The 17,483-nt window shown below is 66.7% G+C and carries 18 protein-coding genes; 11 read left to right on the forward strand and 7 right to left on the reverse strand.

The annotated features are described in order from the left end of the window. Positions 1-38 precede the first annotated feature (38 nt). The 6 genes from BC358_RS01780 to BC358_RS01805 are packed head-to-tail and all read right to left on the reverse strand — an operon-like array spanning position 39 to position 5,628. The gene (locus BC358_RS01780; protein WP_066153580.1) at positions 39-776 is read right to left on the reverse strand and encodes an aspartate/glutamate racemase family protein; all 738 of its coding nucleotides are present in this window, start codon (positions 774-776) and stop codon (positions 39-41) included. Beyond that, complete coding sequence (locus tag BC358_RS01785) at positions 773-1,474, reverse strand: GntR family transcriptional regulator (RefSeq protein WP_079364427.1); 702 nt, start codon at positions 1,472-1,474, stop codon at positions 773-775. The genes BC358_RS01780 and BC358_RS01785 overlap by 4 nt, the downstream gene beginning before the upstream one ends. Then, on the reverse strand, positions 1,471-2,346 hold the full coding sequence (locus tag BC358_RS01790) for an ABC transporter permease (protein ID WP_079364428.1): 876 nt from the start codon (positions 2,344-2,346) through the stop codon (positions 1,471-1,473). The genes BC358_RS01785 and BC358_RS01790 overlap by 4 nt, the downstream gene beginning before the upstream one ends. 2 nt (positions 2,347-2,348) lie before the next feature. Next, positions 2,349-3,269, reverse strand: coding sequence for an ABC transporter permease (locus BC358_RS01795; protein WP_079364429.1), 921 nt, complete (start codon positions 3,267-3,269; stop codon positions 2,349-2,351). Positions 3,270-3,290: 21 nt separating this feature from the next. Beyond that, on the reverse strand, positions 3,291-4,568 hold the full coding sequence (locus BC358_RS01800) for a PotD/PotF family extracellular solute-binding protein (RefSeq protein WP_079364430.1): 1,278 nt from the start codon (positions 4,566-4,568) through the stop codon (positions 3,291-3,293). Positions 4,569-4,620: 52 nt separating this feature from the next. Next, positions 4,621-5,628, reverse strand: a complete 1,008-nt coding sequence (locus BC358_RS01805) for an ABC transporter ATP-binding protein (RefSeq protein ID WP_079364431.1) — start codon at positions 5,626-5,628, stop codon at positions 4,621-4,623. 170 nt (positions 5,629-5,798) lie between these two features. On the opposite strand from BC358_RS01805, the gene dapF reads away from it, so the two are divergent. From dapF to hslU, 10 genes are all read left to right on the forward strand, one after another. Continuing rightward, positions 5,799-6,674, forward strand: a complete 876-nt coding sequence (gene dapF, locus BC358_RS01810; RefSeq protein WP_079364432.1) for a diaminopimelate epimerase — start codon at positions 5,799-5,801, stop codon at positions 6,672-6,674. 22 nt (positions 6,675-6,696) lie between these two features. Continuing rightward, positions 6,697-7,377 (forward strand): DUF484 family protein, encoded by a 681-nt coding sequence (locus BC358_RS01815; RefSeq protein ID WP_066153560.1) that lies wholly within the window; start codon positions 6,697-6,699, stop codon positions 7,375-7,377. A 34-nt stretch (positions 7,378-7,411) separates the two neighbouring features. Continuing rightward, positions 7,412-8,353, forward strand: a complete 942-nt coding sequence (locus BC358_RS01820) for a tyrosine recombinase XerC (protein WP_079364433.1) — start codon at positions 7,412-7,414, stop codon at positions 8,351-8,353. A gap of 132 nt (positions 8,354-8,485) precedes the next feature. Then, positions 8,486-8,923, forward strand: coding sequence for a DsrE family protein (locus BC358_RS01825; RefSeq protein WP_079364434.1), 438 nt, complete (start codon positions 8,486-8,488; stop codon positions 8,921-8,923). Between the two features lie 217 nt (positions 8,924-9,140). Continuing rightward, positions 9,141-10,325, forward strand: coding sequence for a class I SAM-dependent rRNA methyltransferase (locus BC358_RS01830; RefSeq protein ID WP_079364435.1), 1,185 nt, complete (start codon positions 9,141-9,143; stop codon positions 10,323-10,325). Positions 10,326-10,385: 60 nt separating this feature from the next. Next, positions 10,386-11,453, forward strand: a complete 1,068-nt coding sequence (locus BC358_RS01835; RefSeq protein ID WP_079364436.1) for a GTP-binding protein — start codon at positions 10,386-10,388, stop codon at positions 11,451-11,453. Positions 11,454-11,777: 324 nt separating this feature from the next. After that, positions 11,778-12,782 (forward strand): RNA polymerase-binding protein DksA, encoded by a 1,005-nt coding sequence (gene dksA / locus BC358_RS01840; protein WP_256861398.1) that lies wholly within the window; start codon positions 11,778-11,780, stop codon positions 12,780-12,782. Between the two features lie 39 nt (positions 12,783-12,821). Then, a complete protein-coding gene (locus BC358_RS01845) occupies positions 12,822-14,705 on the forward strand; it encodes a FimV family protein (RefSeq protein ID WP_079364437.1) in 1,884 nt (627 codons plus the stop codon). 147 nt (positions 14,706-14,852) lie between these two features. Beyond that, entirely contained in the window at positions 14,853-15,398 is a 546-nt protein-coding gene (hslV, locus tag BC358_RS01850; RefSeq protein ID WP_066153541.1) for an ATP-dependent protease subunit HslV, read from the forward strand. Between the two features lie 2 nt (positions 15,399-15,400). Further along, entirely contained in the window at positions 15,401-16,729 is a 1,329-nt protein-coding gene (gene hslU / locus BC358_RS01855) for an ATP-dependent protease ATPase subunit HslU (RefSeq protein WP_079364438.1), read from the forward strand. 121 nt (positions 16,730-16,850) lie between these two features. On the opposite strand, the gene BC358_RS22040 is transcribed toward hslU, so the two are convergent. Beyond that, positions 16,851-17,105 (reverse strand): hypothetical protein, encoded by a 255-nt coding sequence (locus BC358_RS22040; RefSeq protein ID WP_164868307.1) that lies wholly within the window; start codon positions 17,103-17,105, stop codon positions 16,851-16,853. Here BC358_RS22040 and mraZ point away from each other — a divergent pair. Next, entirely contained in the window at positions 17,053-17,478 is a 426-nt protein-coding gene (gene mraZ, locus BC358_RS01860) for a division/cell wall cluster transcriptional repressor MraZ (RefSeq protein ID WP_066153535.1), read from the forward strand. The genes BC358_RS22040 and mraZ overlap by 53 nt on opposite strands. Positions 17,479-17,483 lie beyond the last annotated feature (5 nt).

Here is a 17,483-nt window from a genome sequence, read left to right on the forward strand (position 1 = left end):
TGGACCGCCCGCCCGGCGCTGTCGCGCGGGCTTGGGGTTTACGCCAGCCCCAGGGCGTGCATCTCCGGTGAAAGTCCCTGCCAGGCGTTGTCGAAACCGGGCGTCGCACGCAGGGGGGGCAGCGGCGGCGTGCGCAGCGCCCAGTGGGTGCCGGCGATGACGCTGTCGATCACCGGCACGGGCACCTGGGCCTGCACCGCGGCGGCCATGCCGGCCAGGCCCGCGCCGCCCAGGATGACGGCCTGGACGCCCAGCTGGTGAGCGGCGTCCCGGCAGGCCTGGGCCAGCAGGCGGTGGGCGCCGGCCGGGTCGGCGGCGAGCTGAGCGCCGGTGGGCGCCACGGTGTGGATGCCGGCCAGTTGCTGGGCCTGGCCCAATGCCTGCGCGAGCCGTTGCAGCATCGGCGCCCAGCGTTCGCCGCCGGTGACGATGGCGTAGCGCCCGTGGCGCGCGGCCTCGATGAAGGCCGCTTCGGCCAGGCCGGTCACCGGGGCCGGGCTGGACTCGCGCAACGCCATCAGGCCCGGGTCGCCGAAGCAGCCGATCAGCACCGCGTCGGGTTGGGTCGGCTCGCGGTCGAGTGCCGCCGCCCAGGCGTCGAGCGCCGCGTGCGCGGCCACGGCGTAGCTGGCCTCATCGGCGATGTAGGGCGCACCGAAGCGGGCGGTGACCGTCTGCACCACCACGTGTGAACCGGCGGCGGCCTGCACGTGGGTCTGCAGCAGCGCGCTGACGCGCTCCGAGGTGTTGGGATTGATGACCAGCAGCCGTTTCATGAGCCGAACAGTTCCAGGAGGTCCGGTGCTGCTTCAGGAGCGGACGTGAAGCTGAGTTGTGATTCCAGCCGTTCCAGATGCTCGCGCATCAGCCGTGCGGCTTCCTTCGCATCGCGCAGCTGGATGGCGGCAATCAGGCCGCGGTGTTCCTGGCAGCCGCAGGCGGTGGCGTCCTCGCGCGCCTGGGCGTGCGGCGCGCTGTAGGCCATGAGGATGAGCGAGGTGCGCGAGACCAGCTCGCGCAGGATGCCGCCCAGGGTCTGGTGGCCGGCGTGTTCGGCGATCTGCAGGTGGAAGTCGCCCGAGAGGCGGATCGCACGCCGCATGTCGCCGGCCTTGCGCGCCGCCTCCTCGTCGCAGATGCAGGCCTTGAGCGCCTGGATGTGAGACGGGGTGGCCCGGCCGATGAAGCGCTCGACCAGCAGCGGTTCGATCATGCGCCGCACCTCGAACACCTCGTGCGCCTCCTGTTCGCTGGGTTCGGCAATCGCCGCGCCGCGGTTGGGTGTGAGCGTGACCACCTTCTCGTTGGCCAGCCGCACCAGCACCGGGCGGATGCGCGTGCGCGAGACACCGAAGGCCGCCGCCAGACGGTCCTCCACCAGCTTGGTGCCGGGCGGCAGCTGGTGGTCGAGGATGGCCGAGACCATGCGCTCGTAGATCGCCTGGTCGGACAGCGGCTGCGCGGCTGCTTTCATTTTTTCTTCAGCCACATCGCGAGACCGACGGTGAGACCCATGACCGCGAACGACACCACTGTGGTGACGGTGCCCAGCGCGTAGATGGCTGGCGTGGTGACGGTCGAGGTCAGGCCCTGCAGCTCCAGCGGCAGGGTATTGACGTCGCCGATGGCCTGCGAGGTGCGGGCGATCTCGTCCCAGCTGAGCGTGAAGCCGAACATGCCGATGCCGACTACCGAAGGACCGATGAGGGGCAGCACCACGTGGCGGAAGGTCTGCCAGGGTGTGGCGCCGAGGTCGCGCGCCGCTTCCTCGTAGGCCGGGTTGAATCGGTTGAAGACCGCGAACATGATCAGCAGGCCGAAGGGCAGGGTCCAGGTCAGGTGAGCGCCCAGCGCCGAGGTGAACAGGCCCAGCGCGGTGCCGTACTCCTCCAGCGTGGTGGTCGCGCCCACCGCTTCCAGCAGCCACTTGAGGCCGCCGTCGAGCAGGCGGAACTGCAGGCCGATGCCCAGCGACACGATGATGGACGGCATGATCAGGCTGGCCACCGTCACGTAGAACAGTGCGTTGCCGCCGCCCAGTTTCTTGCGGAAGGCCAGGCCCGCCAGCACCGACAGCACGACGGTGGAGGCCATGACCACCGCGCCCAGCATCAGCGAACGGGTGAACGCCGCCCCGATGTCCACCGTGCCCAGGCCTTCGGCCAGCTGGCGGAACCAGTGCAGTGACCAGCCCCGCATCGGGAAGGTGAGCCCACCCTCTGGCCCCTGGAACGAGAGCACGAAGATGACGGCCATCGGGCCGTACATGAACAGCACAAAGAGCGCGAAGACGGCAGCCAGCGGCCAGAAGCCGGGCGCGCGGGCGTCGGAGACTCGGGCTTGCATGCTCACAGCTCCTTCCTGATGTCGACCAACCGGGTCAGCCCCCAGATGATCATCAGAACCACGGCCAGCAGGATCACGGCGTTGGCCGCGGCCAGCGGGAACTGCAGGTAGGAGGTCTGCACCTGGATGATCTTGCCGACCGAGGCGATCTGCTGGCCGCCCATGACGCCGATGGTCACGAAGTCGCCCATGACGATGGTGATGACGAAGATCGAGCCGATGAGGATGCCGGTCTTGCACAGCGGCACGATCACGTTCCACAGCGTCTGCCAGGCACTCGCCCCGGCGTCGCTGGCGGCTTCGAGGAGGCTGCGGTCGATGCGCATCATGCTGTTGAAGATGGGCACGATCATGAACATGGTGTAGAGGTGCACGAAGGCCAGCACCACCGAGAAGTCGGAGAACAGCAGCCACTCGATGGGCTGGTCGATCAGGCCGATGCCCTGCAGGCCCTGGTTGACCAGGCCGTTGCGGCCCAGCAGCGGGACCCACGAGATCATGCGGATGACGTTGGACGTCCAGAAGGGCACGGTGCAGAGCACGAACAGCGCCGTCTGCATGCCCGAAGACCGCACGTGGAAGGCCAGGAAATAGGCGACAGCAAAGCCCAGCACCAGCGTGATCAGCCAGACCAGGAAGCTGAACTTGAGCGTCGAGAGGTAGGTCGAGAGCGTGACGCAGAAGTCACCGTGGTCGGTGAGTGCGGAGCAGCCCTCGAAGATGGCCAGGTAGTTGCGGACCGTGAAGGCCGGGATCAGCTCGTACTCGTTGAAGTCCCAGAAGCTGACCATCAGCACCAGGCCCAGCGGGATCAGGAAGAACAGCACGAACACCAGCGTGTACGGCGCGGCCTGCCACCCGGCGGGCACGGTGCGGTTGGGGCTGTCGGTGACGGGGGCCGTCACGGCGGTGTTCGTGCTCATGGGCTCAGAGGGTCTGGGTGGTCAGGCGGCGACGAACTCGTTCCACTTGCGGACCATGTACTCGTTCTCGTCCATCACGGCGTTCCAGCAGGCGATGCCACCCATGCGCTGCTCGTAGCTGCCGCCGTCGCGCTTGGCGCCCTTCTTGGCCAGCAGGTCGCCGTTGGGGCTCTTGATGTCCTGGGTGGCTTCCTTGCCTTCCATCCAGTAGGCCCACTCGTACGGCTCCATCTTGGCCTTGGCGGTTTCCAGCACGGCGCTGTAGTAGCCCTGGCGGTTGAGGTAGGCGCCGGCCCAGCCGTCGAGGAACCAGTTGATGAACTCGTAGGCGCCGTCGAGCTTGCGGCCCGAGAGCGTGGTCGGCAGGCCGAAGCCGGCGGCCCAGGCGCGATAGCCCTCTTTCAGCGGCTGGAACACGCAGTCGATGCCCTTGGTGCGCACGGCGGTCACGGCCGGGCTCCACATGGACTGGATCACGACTTCGCCGGAGGCCATCAGGTTCACCGACTCGTTGAAGTCCTTCCACAGCGCGCGGAACTGGCCGGCCTTCTTGGCTTCGATCAGGGTCTTGATCGTCAGGTCGATCTCGGCCTTGGTCATGTTTCCCTTGTCGGCGTACTTGTGGATGCCCATGGCTTCCACCACCATGGCCGCGTCCATGATGCCGATGGACGGGATGTTCAGGATCGCGGTCTTGCCCTTGAACTCGGGGTTGAGCATCTCGGCCCAGGAGTTGATGGGTCGCTTGATCAGGTCGGGGCGGATGCCCAGTGTGTCGGCGTTGTAGGTGGTGGGGATCAGGCTCATGAACTGGGTCGGGCTCTTGGCGAAGACCTTGCTCTTCTCGCCTTCCAGGAAGATCACCTTCTTGGGCGCGGTGCCCTGGTCGCCCACGGCCTTGCCGGCCACGGTGCCGGTGGTGAACAGGCTGGTGATCTTGTCCGCGTTCTTGATCTTCTTGGTGTCAATGCCCTTGAGGTTGCCGGTGGGCACGATCTTCTTGAGCGAGAAGTACTCGGTGTCGATCAGGTCGAAGCTGTTGGGCGCGGTGACGGCGCGCTTGGTCACGTCGTCGGTGGTCACGGCCACGTACTGGATCTTGATGCCGGTGTCTTTCTCGAACTTCTCGGCGATGGCCTTGTCCTGGTTCACCGCGGTGCCCAGGTAGCGCAGGGTGATCTTTTCCTGGGCGATGGCCGGCGAGAGGCCGCTGGCCAGGATGCCGGCCAGGCCGGCGGTGCCTTGCAGCAGGCTGCGGCGCGACAGGCCGTCGTGCTGGATGTCGGTGGAATCGGGCATGGAGAACTCCTTGGTTGCAGGGGGAAGGACAGGGGAGGGAAAGCAGGCGGAATCAGGCGGCCAGGGCGTGGGCCTGCGCCGGGTTCCAGCTCAGGTCGGCGCGTTCGCCGGTGGTCCAGGGGCGGTCGACGAAGGTGGCTTCGGACAACATCACCGACACGCCGCGGTCGGCGCTGTCGCCGTCGAGCTGCAGGCCCAGCAGCACGTAGGTGCCCTGGTACTCCACGTCGCTCACGGTGGCGGTCCAGCCGGTGCTGCCGGCCTCGGCCAGGCGGATGTGGTCGTTGCGCACGGCCACCTTGCCGTTGACGGTCTGCAGCACGTTGTGGCCGCCCATGAAGCGCGCCACGAACTCGCTGGCCGGCCGGTTGTAGACGGCGTGGGGCGGGCCGGCCTGTTCGATGCGGCCCTGGTTCATCACCACCATGGTGTCGGCCAGCGCCATGGCCTCTTCCTGGCTGTGCGTGACGTGGACGAAGGTCAGGCCCAGTTCGCGCTGCCAGTGGCGCAGCTCGGCGCGCATCTGGATGCGCAGGAAGGGGTCGAGCGCCGACAGCGGCTCGTCTAGCAGCAGCACGCGCGGCTGGGTGATGAGGGCGCGCGCCAGCGCCACGCGCTGCTGCTGGCCACCCGAGAGTTCGCCCGGCTTGCGGTGCGCCAGGTGCCCCATGGCCACGCGCTGCAGGAGGTCTTGCGCGCGGGCGTGGCGCTCGGCCTTGCCGATGCCCTTCATCTTCAGGCTGAAGGCCACGTTGTCCAGCGCCGAGAGGTGCGGGAACAGCGCGAAGCTCTGGAACATCATGGCCGTGCCGCGCGCGGCGGCGGGCAGGTTGGTGATGTTGCGGTTCTCCAGCAGGATGTCGCCGCTGGTGGTGCTTTCGTGCCCGGCGATCATGCGCAAGGTCGTGCTCTTGCCGCAGCCCGAGGGCCCGAGCAGGCAGCAGTAGCTGTTGGCGGCGATGCGCAGGTTGATGGCGTCGACGGCCACGGTACCCGGACCGTACTGCTTGGTCAGGGCGATCAGTTCGACGGCGGCGGGGGCGGGGGTGACAGCGTCCATGCCGACCCTGTTGCACGAGCCGTGCCAGTTTTTTTGTATGCAATCCGCACAAGATTGCATACAAAACAGCACCGGCTTTGTGCGCAATGTGCTCGGTGGGGTGCGCCGCAGTCCGCGGCGGTGCGCATGCACCGGCACGGCGCGCACCGGGGTGGGCGGATAATCGAACCATGCGAGTGCACTTCACCAAAATGCAGGGCGCGGGCAACGACTTCGTCGTGCTCGACGAGACCCGTGGCCGCCTCGGTCTGAGCGCGGCCCAGTACCGTTTCCTGGCCGACCGCCACTTCGGCGTCGGCGCCGACCAGATCCTGTCGGTGCGCCCCGCGCCGTCGGACGGTGTGGACTTCGAATACGTGATCCACAACGCCGACGGCGGTGAGGTCGAACACTGTGGCAACGGTGCGCGCTGCTTTGTGCGCTACGTGCGCGACAAGGGGCTCACGGATCTGAACCCGGTGCGCGTGAAGGTGAAACACGGCGAGATCAGCCTGGCCCTGAACGACGATGGCCGCGTCACCGTGGACATGGGCGCGCCCATCTTCGACCTGGCGCGCGTGCCTTTCGACTCGGCGGGCCAGACGCCCACACCGATGGGCAACTTCGAGCGCTGGTCCCTGCCGCTGGCCGCTGGCGATGTGGCGCCGGTGGCCGTGCTCTCCATGGGCAACCCGCACGCCGTGCTGCTGGTGGACAACGTGGACACGGCGCCCGTGCCCACCTGGGGACCGCAGATCGAGCGCCATGCGCAATTCCCTGCGCGCGTGAACGCGGGTTTCCTGCAGGTGCTGGACCGCGCCCATGTGCGCCTGCGCGTGTACGAACGCGGCGTGGGCGAGACCCTGGCCTGCGGCACCGGCGCCTGCGCGGCGGTGGTGGCCGGCATCCGCCTGGGCCTGCTGGACGACAGCGTCGACGTCGAGACGCGCGGCGGCCGGCTCACCATCGCATGGGGCGACAATGCGGCCCATGACGCACCGGTCTTCATGACCGGACCGGCCACCTCGGTGTTCGAGGGCGAGATCGACGTGCCCGAGCTGGCCTGAACATCAGGATCGACACACTTCCATGACCGACCCGACCATTCCCCCGATCACCGAAGACGACATTGCCAACTACCTGGCCAACACGCCCGACTTCTTCGAGCGCCACGCCGGCGTGCTGGCGACGGTGCAGTTGAGCAGCCCGCACGGCCAGCGCGCGGTGAGCCTGCAGGAGCGCCAGGCCGAGATGCTGCGCGAGAAGATCAAGGGCCTGGAGCTGCGCTCGGCCGAGATGATCCGCCACGGCCAGGAAAACTCCGCCATCGCCGACCGTCTGCACCGCTGGACCCGCGAGCTGCTGATGACCCGCGACACGCAGGATCTGCCCCTGGTGGCGGCGCGCGAGATGGCGGCCCAGTTCAATGTGCCGCAGGTGGCGATCAAGCTGTGGGGCGTGGCGGACGACTTCTCCGGTCAGTCCTACGCCCAGGGCGCCAGCGACGACGTGCAGGCCTTTGCCTCGTCGCTGCCGCGGCCCTACTGTGGCGCCAACCCCGGTCTGGAAGCGGCCGGCTGGCTGGTCGATCCCGGTGCGGTGGCCTCGCTGGCCCTGATCCCGCTGCGCGCCGGCGAGGGCCAGGACGCATTCGGCCTGCTGGTGCTGGGCTCGCCCGATCCGCAGCGCTTTGCCGCCGACATGGGCACCGAATTCCTGGAGCGCATGGGCGACCTGACCAGCGCGGCCCTCTCGCGCCTGCGCCCCTGAACCTGGCAGAACCGTGGAGAGCGGTGCCGCGCCGATGAATAACGTCGACGACGCGGCGCTGGTCGAGGCCTACCTCGCCCATGTGCGCATCGACAAGCGGCTGGCGGCGCGCACCGTCGATCTCTACATCGGTGACCTGGCCCGGCTGGCGCAGAACGCCCAGTCCGCAGGCGTCGGTCTGCGCCAGGTGCAGAGCGCCCATGTGCGGCGCTGGGTGGCGCAGATGCACAGCGCCGGCCGCAGCGCCCGCGGCATTGCACTGATCCTTTCAGGCTGGCGCGGCTTCTACGTGTGGCTGGGGCGCCAGGGCCTGGTGACCCAGAACCCGGTGCAGGACGTGCGCGCGCCCAAGGCCGGCAAGCCCCTGCCCAAGGCGCTGGGCGTGGACGAGTCGGTGCAGCTGGCCGCGCACGTGGAAGAGGGCGACGACCCGGCGCTGGAGGCGCGCGACGCCTGCATCACCGAGCTGCTCTACGGCTGCGGCCTGCGCATCGGCGAACTGGTGGGGCTGGATGTCGCCGCCAGCGGCACGGCGCGCGGCTGGATCGACCTGCAGGCGGGCGAGGCCCATGTGCTGGGCAAGGGCTCCAAGCGGCGCAGCGTGCCGGTGGGCCGTGCGGCGCTGGAGGCGCTGCAGCGCTGGCTTGCAGCGCGCCCGGCCCTGGCCGCCGAAGACCCGGCGCTGTTCGTCGGCCGCCACGGCACCCGCCTGACCCCCCAGCACATCCGGGTGCGGCTCAAGCGCCGGTCGCTGCTGGCCGGGCTCTCGACCCCGGTCCACCCGCACATGCTGCGGCATTCCTTTGCAAGCCACGTGCTGCAGAGCAGCGGTGACCTGCGCGCGGTGCAGGAGCTGCTGGGGCACGCCAGCATCGGCACCACGCAGGTGTACACCCGGCTGGACTTCCAGCATCTGGCCCGTGCCTACGACGCGGCCCACCCGCGCGCCAAGGGGCGCGGGCCGGCCAAGTCCTGATGGCGGTCCTTCGACCGACCGGGAATACCCGCTGACGAAACAGGGCGGGTCGATCAAAAATTCTTCTTGCAAATATCATTGCTTGCTTCTTTTAAATGCGCTGTCTGGCGCGACACCTTAGGAGACTTCCCCATGCCCCGACTGTTCCTGGCCTTCAAGGCCGCATTGCTCGCCCTTTTCCTTGCGATGTCGGCGCCGTCGCACGCGGCCGACGACGTGATCAAGACGGTCTACCACATGAGCGAAGGCATTCCCCAGGCCTCGCGCGCCATCAACAACATTCGCAACCACCTGGCGGCCGACCCCAAGGCCAAGATCGTGGTGGTCGCCCATGGCCTGGGCATCGACTTCCTGCTCGATGGCGCGACCAACCAGATGGAGCAGCCGTTTGCCGGCGCCATCGGCGAACTGGCGGCCAAGGGCGTGGAGTTCCGGGTCTGCAACAACACCCTGGTCTCGCGCAAGATCGACGCTTCCAAAGTGGCGATGGAAGCCAAGATCGTGCCTTCCGGCGTGGCCGAGGTGGCCCGGCTGCAGGCCCGCGAAGGCTTCGTCTACCTGAGACCCTGAACTGGCCCACCCCTGCGCCGCGCCTCGCGGCGCGTCACCCCCTCAAGGGGGCGATGCGAGCGGCCCGGCAGAGCCGGTTCCGCCGCATCCTTGGAAGAAGGCACGTTCGCCGGAGGGGTAGCTGTTCCAGGGCACCGCGGAACTGGCTTTGCCAGGCCGCCAGTGCCGCCCCCTGGGGGGTGACGCCGCAGGCGGCGCGAGGGGGACAATACCTCTCATGAAGATCATCAGACTCAAGCCCGGCAAGGAGCGCTCGCTGCAGCGCCGCCATCCCTGGGTGTTCGACGGCGCGATTGCCAAGGGCGGCGCCGATGCCGGAGAAACCGTGCGTGTGGACAGCGCTGACGGCCAGTTCCTGGCCTGGGGCGCGTACTCGCCCAGTTCCAGGATCCGTGTGCGCGCCTGGAGCTTCGACCAGGCCCAGCGCATCGACGCCGCTTTCTTCCGTGACACGCTGCGCCGCGCCATCGCACTGCGCGAGCGCATGGGTATTGCCAGCAATGGGCTGCGCCTGGTGCACGGCGAGTCCGACGGCCTGCCGGGCCTGGTGGTGGACCGCTATGGCGACACCCTGGTGGCCCAGTTCGGTGCGGCCGGGGTGGAGCGCTGGAAAGACGTGATCGCCGACGCGCTGGTCGAACTGACCGGCTGCCCGCGCCTGTACGAACGCTCCGACGCCAGTTCGCGCGCTCTCGAAGGCCTGCCCGAGGTGACCGGCTGGCTGCGCGGCGACGGCCCCACCGCCTTTGAACTGCAGGAACACGGCTGGCGCCTGGGCCTGGACATCGCCCTGGGCCACAAGACCGGCTACTACCTGGATCAGCGCGACAGCCGGCTGGCGTTGCACGGGTACACGAAGCGCCTGAAGTTCGCCCAGGTGCTCAACTGCTTCAGCTACACCGGCGGCTTTTCGGTCGCGGCGCTGGCCGGCGGGGCCGGGCATGTGACCAGCATCGACTCGTCGGGTCCGGCGCTGGAGCGGGCGCGCGCCAACCTGGTGCTCAACGGGCTGGACCCGACCCAGGCGACTTTCCTCGACGCCGATGTCAACGCCTCGCTGCGCCAGTTTGTGGCCGAGGGCCGGTTGTTCGACGCCATCGTGCTCGATCCGCCCAAGCTGGCGCCGACGGCGGCGCACGCCGAACGTGCCGCCCGCGCCTACAAGGACATCAACCGCCTGGCCTTCAAGCTGCTGCCACCCGGTGGTGTGCTGTTCACCTTCTCATGCTCGGGCGGCATTGGTGTCGAGCTGTTCCACAAGATCGTGGCCTCGGCGGCCTGCGATGCGGGCGTCGACGGCGCCATCCTGCAGCGCCTGGGCGGCGCCTGCGACCATCCGATGACCACCGCGTTCCCCGAGGGCGAATACCTGAAGGGATTGGTCGTCATGAAAAAACTCTGAGCAGCACGGTCACATCGCTGCACTACACTCCCGGCCTGCTTTTTGCATACGGAACCTGCCATGTCGCTCATCCCTGCCACCATCCTCACCGGCTTCCTCGGCTCGGGCAAGACCACGCTGCTCAAGCGCGTGCTGAACGAGGCGCATGGTCAGAAGATCGCGGTGGTCGAAAACGAGTTCGGTGAAGAAAACATCGACAACGAGATCCTGGTGGCCGACACGCAGGAAAACATCATCCAGATGAGCAACGGCTGCATCTGTTGCACCATCCGCGACGACCTGCGCGCCACACTGGCCGACCTGGCACAGAAAAAACGCAAGGGTGAGCTGGATTTCGAGCGCGTGGTGATCGAGACCACCGGCCTGGCCGACCCGGGGCCCGTGGCGCAGACCTTCTTCATGGACGACGAGGTGGCCGAGCAGTACCTGCTCGATTCCATCCTGACCCTGGTGGACGCCAAACACGCCGCCGACCAGCTCAACGACCGCCAGGAAGCGCGCCGCCAGGTGGGCTTTGCCGACCAGATCTTCATCAGCAAGGCCGACCTGGTGTCCCAGGACGAGGTGGACGCGCTGATCCACCGCCTCAAACACATGAACCCGCGCGCGCCCATGCGCCCGGTGCATTTCGGCGAGGTGGCGCTCAAGGAGGTGTTCGACCTGCGCGGCTTCAACCTGAACGCCAAGCTGGACATCGACCCGGACTTCCTGAGCGTGGACGACCACGATCATGGCCATGAGCACCACGACCATGACCACGAACACGGCGAGCACTGCAACCACCCCTCACACCAGCACGGGCACGCCCATGGCCACCACCATCACCACGACGACGATGTGAAAAGTTTCGTCTACCGTGCCGACAAGCCGTTCGACCCCGCCAAGCTGGAGGATTTCCTGGGCGCCATCGTGCAGGTCTACGGCCCCAAGATGCTGCGCTACAAGGGCGTGCTGAACATGCAGGGCACCGACCGCAAGGTGATCTTCCAGGGCGTGCACCAGCTCATGGGCAGTGACCTGGGGCCGCTGTGGGCCGAGGGTGAGGCCCGCACCAGCAAGATGGTGTTCATCGGCATCGACCTGCCCAGGGATATCCTGGTCCAGGGTCTCGACCAGGCGCTGGTTTGAGCGGACGCTTGTGCCAACAAGGCGGGAATGGAGCCCCTGATGCTGTTTGTCTCGCTTCTCCAGAGCCTGGGTTTTCCCTCGGATCCCACGTCAGTGTCTTTGAGGGCCGCATCGTTACAATCGCCGCCCAAGTCGGCAGCCCGCCGCCTACCCGAGTCTTCTGTCCGCCAGCAGAGGCAGGCAGGCGCGACCGACGTTCGCAAACGGGGTATAACCACAAACCAGCCGGCTTCGGCCGAGCAAAGCGATGCGGTCGGGGGCTCCACCCCGTCCAGCGCGCCACCCCGCCACCAGGCAGCGTCAGGCACTGAGAGGAGATCCTTTGTGAAAGCCCAGGCCACCCCCACCGCGAAGAATCGCAAACCCGCCGCGTCGGCCGGCAAGGGGCGATCCGCGTCTGCTGTGGCTCCGGCTTCCAAGGCGCCTGCCAGGGCCGCTGCGAAAACCACTGCGAAGCCGGCCAGTGCCAGGACGGCGGTCGGCAAGCCTGCGGCCAAGTTGGCCTCCAAAACCGCTCTGCCTGCCGCCAAAAAGACGGCTGGCCCCAAGGCGCTGGCTGCCGCCAAGCCTGCGGCAGCTCCCAAGCCTGCAGCGAAGCCAGCCAGCAAACCGGCTCCGGTCAAGGTGCCGGCGCCACCGGCCAAGGCGGTGACCAAACAGAAGACGACCGTCGTGCCGCCCCCCGTGGCCGCTCCGGCGCCCATCATCATCGAACCGACGCCGCGTCCTCTGGGCAAGCGGGCCGCCAAGAAAGTGATGATGGAACAGATGACACAGGCTGCGGTCGTTCCGACCCATGCTCCCAACGCCGCCAAGGCGACCTTCTCTTTATCGAACGAACGTGTGATGACTGCTCCCGCGCCCACCGCCATCCAGAAAGACCCGAAACGTGCCAACAACTGGAAGTCTCTGCCGGTCGAGAAACTGACCGACCAGGACGTCCAGTCCATGCCCGATTCGGAGTACATGAACGACGTGCAACTCGCTTTCTTCCGTCGAAAGTTGACGCAGCTGAAGGACGACATGCTGGCCAACGCCGGCGAAACCACCGAGCACCTGCGCGAAGACACCGTCGTGGTTCCCGACCCAGCGGACCGTGCGACGATCGAGGAAGAGCATGCTCTGGAGTTGCGCACCCGCGACCGGGAGCGCAAGCTTCTCAAGAAGATCGAGCAGGCCATTGCCCGCATCGACTCGGGCGACTACGGGTACTGCGAAGAGACGGGTGAGCCGATTGGTGTTGGCCGCCTGATGGCGCGTCCGACGGCCAGCCTGTCGCTGGAGGCACAACAGCGGCGCGAGCTCAAGCAGAAAATGTTCGGCGACTGATTGCAGCCTTTTCAGCGGAACACTCTCATACCCTGATCCATGTCCAAGGACGATTCCAGCGGCGGCTTTCTGTCCAAGGTGGTGAAGTTCGTGCGTCATCCGACCACGAGCTGGGCGGATCTGGACACCCGCAACGCCGACCGGGAGAGCGAGTACAACAAGGCGGCGCTCAAGGAGATGATCGAGCGCAAGCGGCGCAACGACTTCGTGCGCAAGCGCGAGTTCGACATGCTGCGCAAGATTCGCAGCCGTGAGGGCGCCGTGGACGGGGCCCAGGGCGTCCGGCCTTCTTTCTTCCAGAGCAGTCTTCCTTCCAAGCCCGATGACCGGGCGATGACGCTCAAGAAGATCGACGAGATCGAAGCCCAGATGTCGATGCAGTGGTGGAAGACCAAGGGGCCTGACTCGCTGGTGACCGGCGGGACCAATTCCGGGGCGCACTCTACCGGAGGTACGCCCCTTGAGCGCAAGGCGGAAAAACCGGTTTCCCCCAGGGAGGCGGAAGAGCAGAGGCGCCTCAGAGCCCAGTACAACGAAACCGAAGCGGCGACACTGGGCGACGGCGAATCCACCTCCTCGCCACCCCAGCCGCTTTCGGTACCTGCTGCGAAGACGCAGGCGCCGGCACCAACCCCGGACAACGTGCCGGTGCTTCGCGAAGCGGTTCCTCCGCCCAAGTCGGGACCAGATACTGGCCCGTCGCCGTCGACTGCGCGCACCGGCCTGATGGCGCCCACTTCGGGTACGGCGATCGCAGGCGCCGCTCGCGGCGGGTCGGGGTCGGGCTTCTCGGCCTCGCATTTCTATGCGCTGGACGTGCACGAAATTGCCCAGGACCCGGAGGTCGAGGAAGCCGCCATCCGCTTCGCCAATGGAGACGATGCAGGCGCCGAGCAGGGGCTCAAGGACACGATTGCAGAAGGCGGGCCGCGCGAGAACCAGCTGGACGACTGGCTGGCCCTGTTTGACCTGTACCGGGCGACCGGGCAGATGGCACCGTTTGAGAGCCGTGCCGTGGATTTTGTGAATCGCTTCGGCCGCTCGCCACCCCAGTGGTACGACATGCCCGAGCTGGTGTCGTCCATGACCGGCAAGGCCTTCAAGCCGTCCGTCACGCCGACCCGGGCGTCCTGGGCCTGCGATCCTGAGCTGGATGCCCATGCTGTGGGCACGCTGCAGAACGTGTTGCTTCGAGCGCCTCAGCCCTGGGTGCTGGAATGGACCGAGCTGGAGTCCATCGACGTGAAGGCGGCGCGCGCATTGCTGGGCATCTTCACGCTCTGGGGCGATCAGGAGGTCGAGATCTCCTTCATTGACGCACCTCGCCTGCGCGAGGTCCTCAAGCAACTCACGCCTTCGGGGCGCCGGGACGTCGAACAGCTCTGGTGGGAGTTGCGCATGGCCGTCTTGCGGGTGATGAACCGGCCCGACGAGTTTGAGCTGACGGCGCTGGACTTCTGTGTCACCTACGAGGTGTCGCCGCCGGGATGGGAGCGCCCGCGCTGCCACTTCAAGGCCATGACCAACGGCGCCGTGGACCCCGATGAGGGCGCCTCTGTGCTGGGCGAGGTGGTGCGGGAGACCGTTTCTTCCGGCTACACGACGGAGTCGGGGGCCGAAGGCCCGTCGACAGAGTTCAATCATCTGGGGCTGGTGGAACTGTCTGGCGAGATCCGTGGTGATCCGCAGGCCACCCTGGAGGATCTGGAGCATCGGCTGCAGGGGGCCGATGTCATGATCATTTCGTGCCGCAACCTGATCCGTGTGGACTTCTCCGCGGCTGGCACGCTGCTGAACTGGGTGGCCGGGCACCATGCCTCCGGGCGACTTGTGCAGTTCGTGGATGTGCACCGACTGGTGTCGGCATTCTTCAATGTCATCGGCATCACCGAATACGCCAAGGTCGTCGTGAGGAACGATTAGGCCCGCCCCTGCCGCGCTGCGCGCGATCCCCTCAAGGGGATGGCACGGGCGGCCCCGGCGTAGCCGGTTCCGCGGTGCCTTGGAATGACTCCCTTCAATGCGCCGACGTGCTTGAGTTCGGCCCAGTTGCCTCCACTTTCTTTTGCTATGGACACTTTTCACGGAACCACCATCGTCTGCGTGCGCCGCGAGACGCCCGACGGTGTTCAGGTCGCCATCGGAGGCGACGGCCAGGTCACCCTGGGCAATGTCGTCGTCAAGGGCACCGCTCGCAAGGTGCGCAAGCTCTACCGCGACCAGGTGCTGGCGGGTTTTGCCGGTGCCACCGCCGATGCCTTCACCCTGTTCGAGCGTTTCGAGGCCAAGCTGGAAAAGCACCAGGGCCACCTGGTGCGCGCGGCCATTGACCTCACGCGCGACTGGCGCACCGACCGGGTGCTGCGCCGGCTCGAAGCCATGCTGGCAGTCGGTGACCGCAGTGCCGCGCTGATCATCACCGGCAACGGGGACGTGCTGGAGCCCGAACACGGGGTGGTTGCCATCGGCTCGGGCGGCGCCTACGCGCAGGCCGCAGCGCGGGCGCTGGTGCAGCACACGGCGCTCAGCGCCGAGGACGTGGTGCGGCAGTCGCTGGCCATCGCCGGCGAGATCTGCATCTACACCAACATGAACCACACGGTCGAGGTGCTTTGAACATGTCCTCCATGACGCCGCAGGAGATCGTTTCCGAACTCGACCGTTTCATCATCGGCCAGAACGGTGCCAAGCGCGCCGTCGCCATCGCGTTGCGCAACCGCTGGCGCCGCCAGCAGGTCGACGAAAAGCTGCGACCCGAAATCACTCCCAAGAACATCCTGATGATCGGACCCACCGGCGTGGGCAAGACCGAGATCGCGCGTCGCCTGGCGAAGCTGGCCGATGCGCCCTTCATCAAGGTCGAGGCCACCAAGTTCACCGAGGTGGGCTATGTGGGCAAGGATGTCGACAGCATCGTGCGCGACCTGGTCGAGATCGCGGTGAAGCAGACGCGCGAAACCGATATGCGCAAGCAGCGCATGCGCGCCGAGGACGCGGCCGAAGACCGCATTCTTGACGTGCTGCTGCCGCCGCCGCGTGGCCTGTCCGGTGAACCGCAGCCCAACCCCGACAGCACGGCTCGCCAGACCTTCCGCAAGAAGCTGCGCGAGGGGCAGCTGGACGATCGCGAGATCGAAATCGACCTCGCCGAGTCGGCGCCCGCCATGCAGGTCATGGGGCCGGCCGGCATGGAAGAAATGGCCGAGCAGTTGCGCGGCATGTTCAGCCAGATGGGACAGGAGCGGCGGCGCAAACGCAAGCTCAAGATCGCCGAGGCGAGGAAGCTGCTGATCGACGAGGAGGCCGGCAAGCTGGTCAATGAGGAAGACGTGCGGACGCGTGCGCTGCACAACACCGAGCAGAACGGCATCGTCTTCATCGACGAGATCGACAAGGTGGCCTCGCGCAGCGAGTCGGGCGGTGCCGAGGTGTCCCGCCAGGGTGTGCAGCGCGACCTGCTGCCGCTGGTGGAAGGCACCACCGTCTCGACCAAGTACGGCATGGTCAAGACCGACCACATCCTGTTCATTGCCAGCGGGGCCTTCCACCTGGCCAAGCCCAGCGACCTGATTCCCGAGCTGCAGGGGCGCTTCCCGATCCGGGTCGAGCTGCAGTCGCTGTCGGTGGACGACTTCGAGGCCATCCTCACCAGCACCCATGCCAGCCTGGTCAAGCAGTACCAGGCCCTGCTGGCCACCGAGGGCGTGGCGCTGGAGTTCAAGCCCGATGGCATCCGCCAGCTCGCGCAGATTGCCTGCGACGTGAACGAGCGCACCGAGAACATCGGCGCGCGCCGCCTGGCGACGGTGATGGAGCACCTGCTGGACGAGGTCAGCTTCGGCGCCACCTCCCTGCAGAACAGCACGGTGGTGATCGACGCCGCGTATGTGAACGGCAGGCTGGCCGAACTCAGCCGCAACGAGGATCTGTCCCGCTACATCCTCTGATGGCCGTTCCTGGCATGCAGTCCCGGCCGCCCTCAGGGTCGCCGGGATTTTTCATTGACCCCTGGCGGGCGATGCCCGCATCCCTGGCCGTCTGTCGCCCACCCTGTGTGTAACAGGGTTTTCAAGCATCACATTCACAGCGCGCTGTAAGTGCTTGCTTTTGCTGCGTATTTTGAAGTTGAAATTGCTTCAAAATGTGTTCTAAGTGATTGATTTCATTGGAAAAAAACTGCCCGCAGAAGCTTGCAGCCACTGCTTTTCCTGCTACAGTGGAAAAAAGTGCAATTAAGTGGTGAAAAGTGTTTTTAGCAGGGTGATTCCGGGTGTTCCAAGGCGCTTCCTCTCTCAGTCTCGATGCCAAAGGCCGGCTGTCCATGCCGACCCGGCACCGCGACGCCCTGAGCGCCCAGTCCGGTCAGCTGACCATCACCAAGCACCCTCATGGCTGTCTGATGGTATTCCCCCGCGACGAGTGGGAGAAGTTCCGGGCCCGCATTGCCTCGCTGCCGATGGATGCGCAGTGGTGGCGTCGCATTTTTCTGGGTAATGCGATGGATGTGGATATGGACGCCTCGGGCCGGATCCTTGTATCGCCCGAGCTGCGCGCCGCAGCCGGCATCAGCCGCGACGCCGTGTTGCTGGGCATGGGTTCCTACCTGGAACTCTGGGATGCGCAGTCCTACGCCGCCAAGGAGGCCGAGGAAATGCAGAAACCCATGCCCGATGTGCTCAAGGACTTCAGTTTCTGAGGACG

The sequence above is a fragment of the Hydrogenophaga sp. H7 genome, assembly GCF_002025745.1.
Taxonomy (GTDB): Bacteria; Pseudomonadota; Gammaproteobacteria; order Burkholderiales; family Burkholderiaceae_C; genus Hydrogenophaga; species Hydrogenophaga pseudoflava.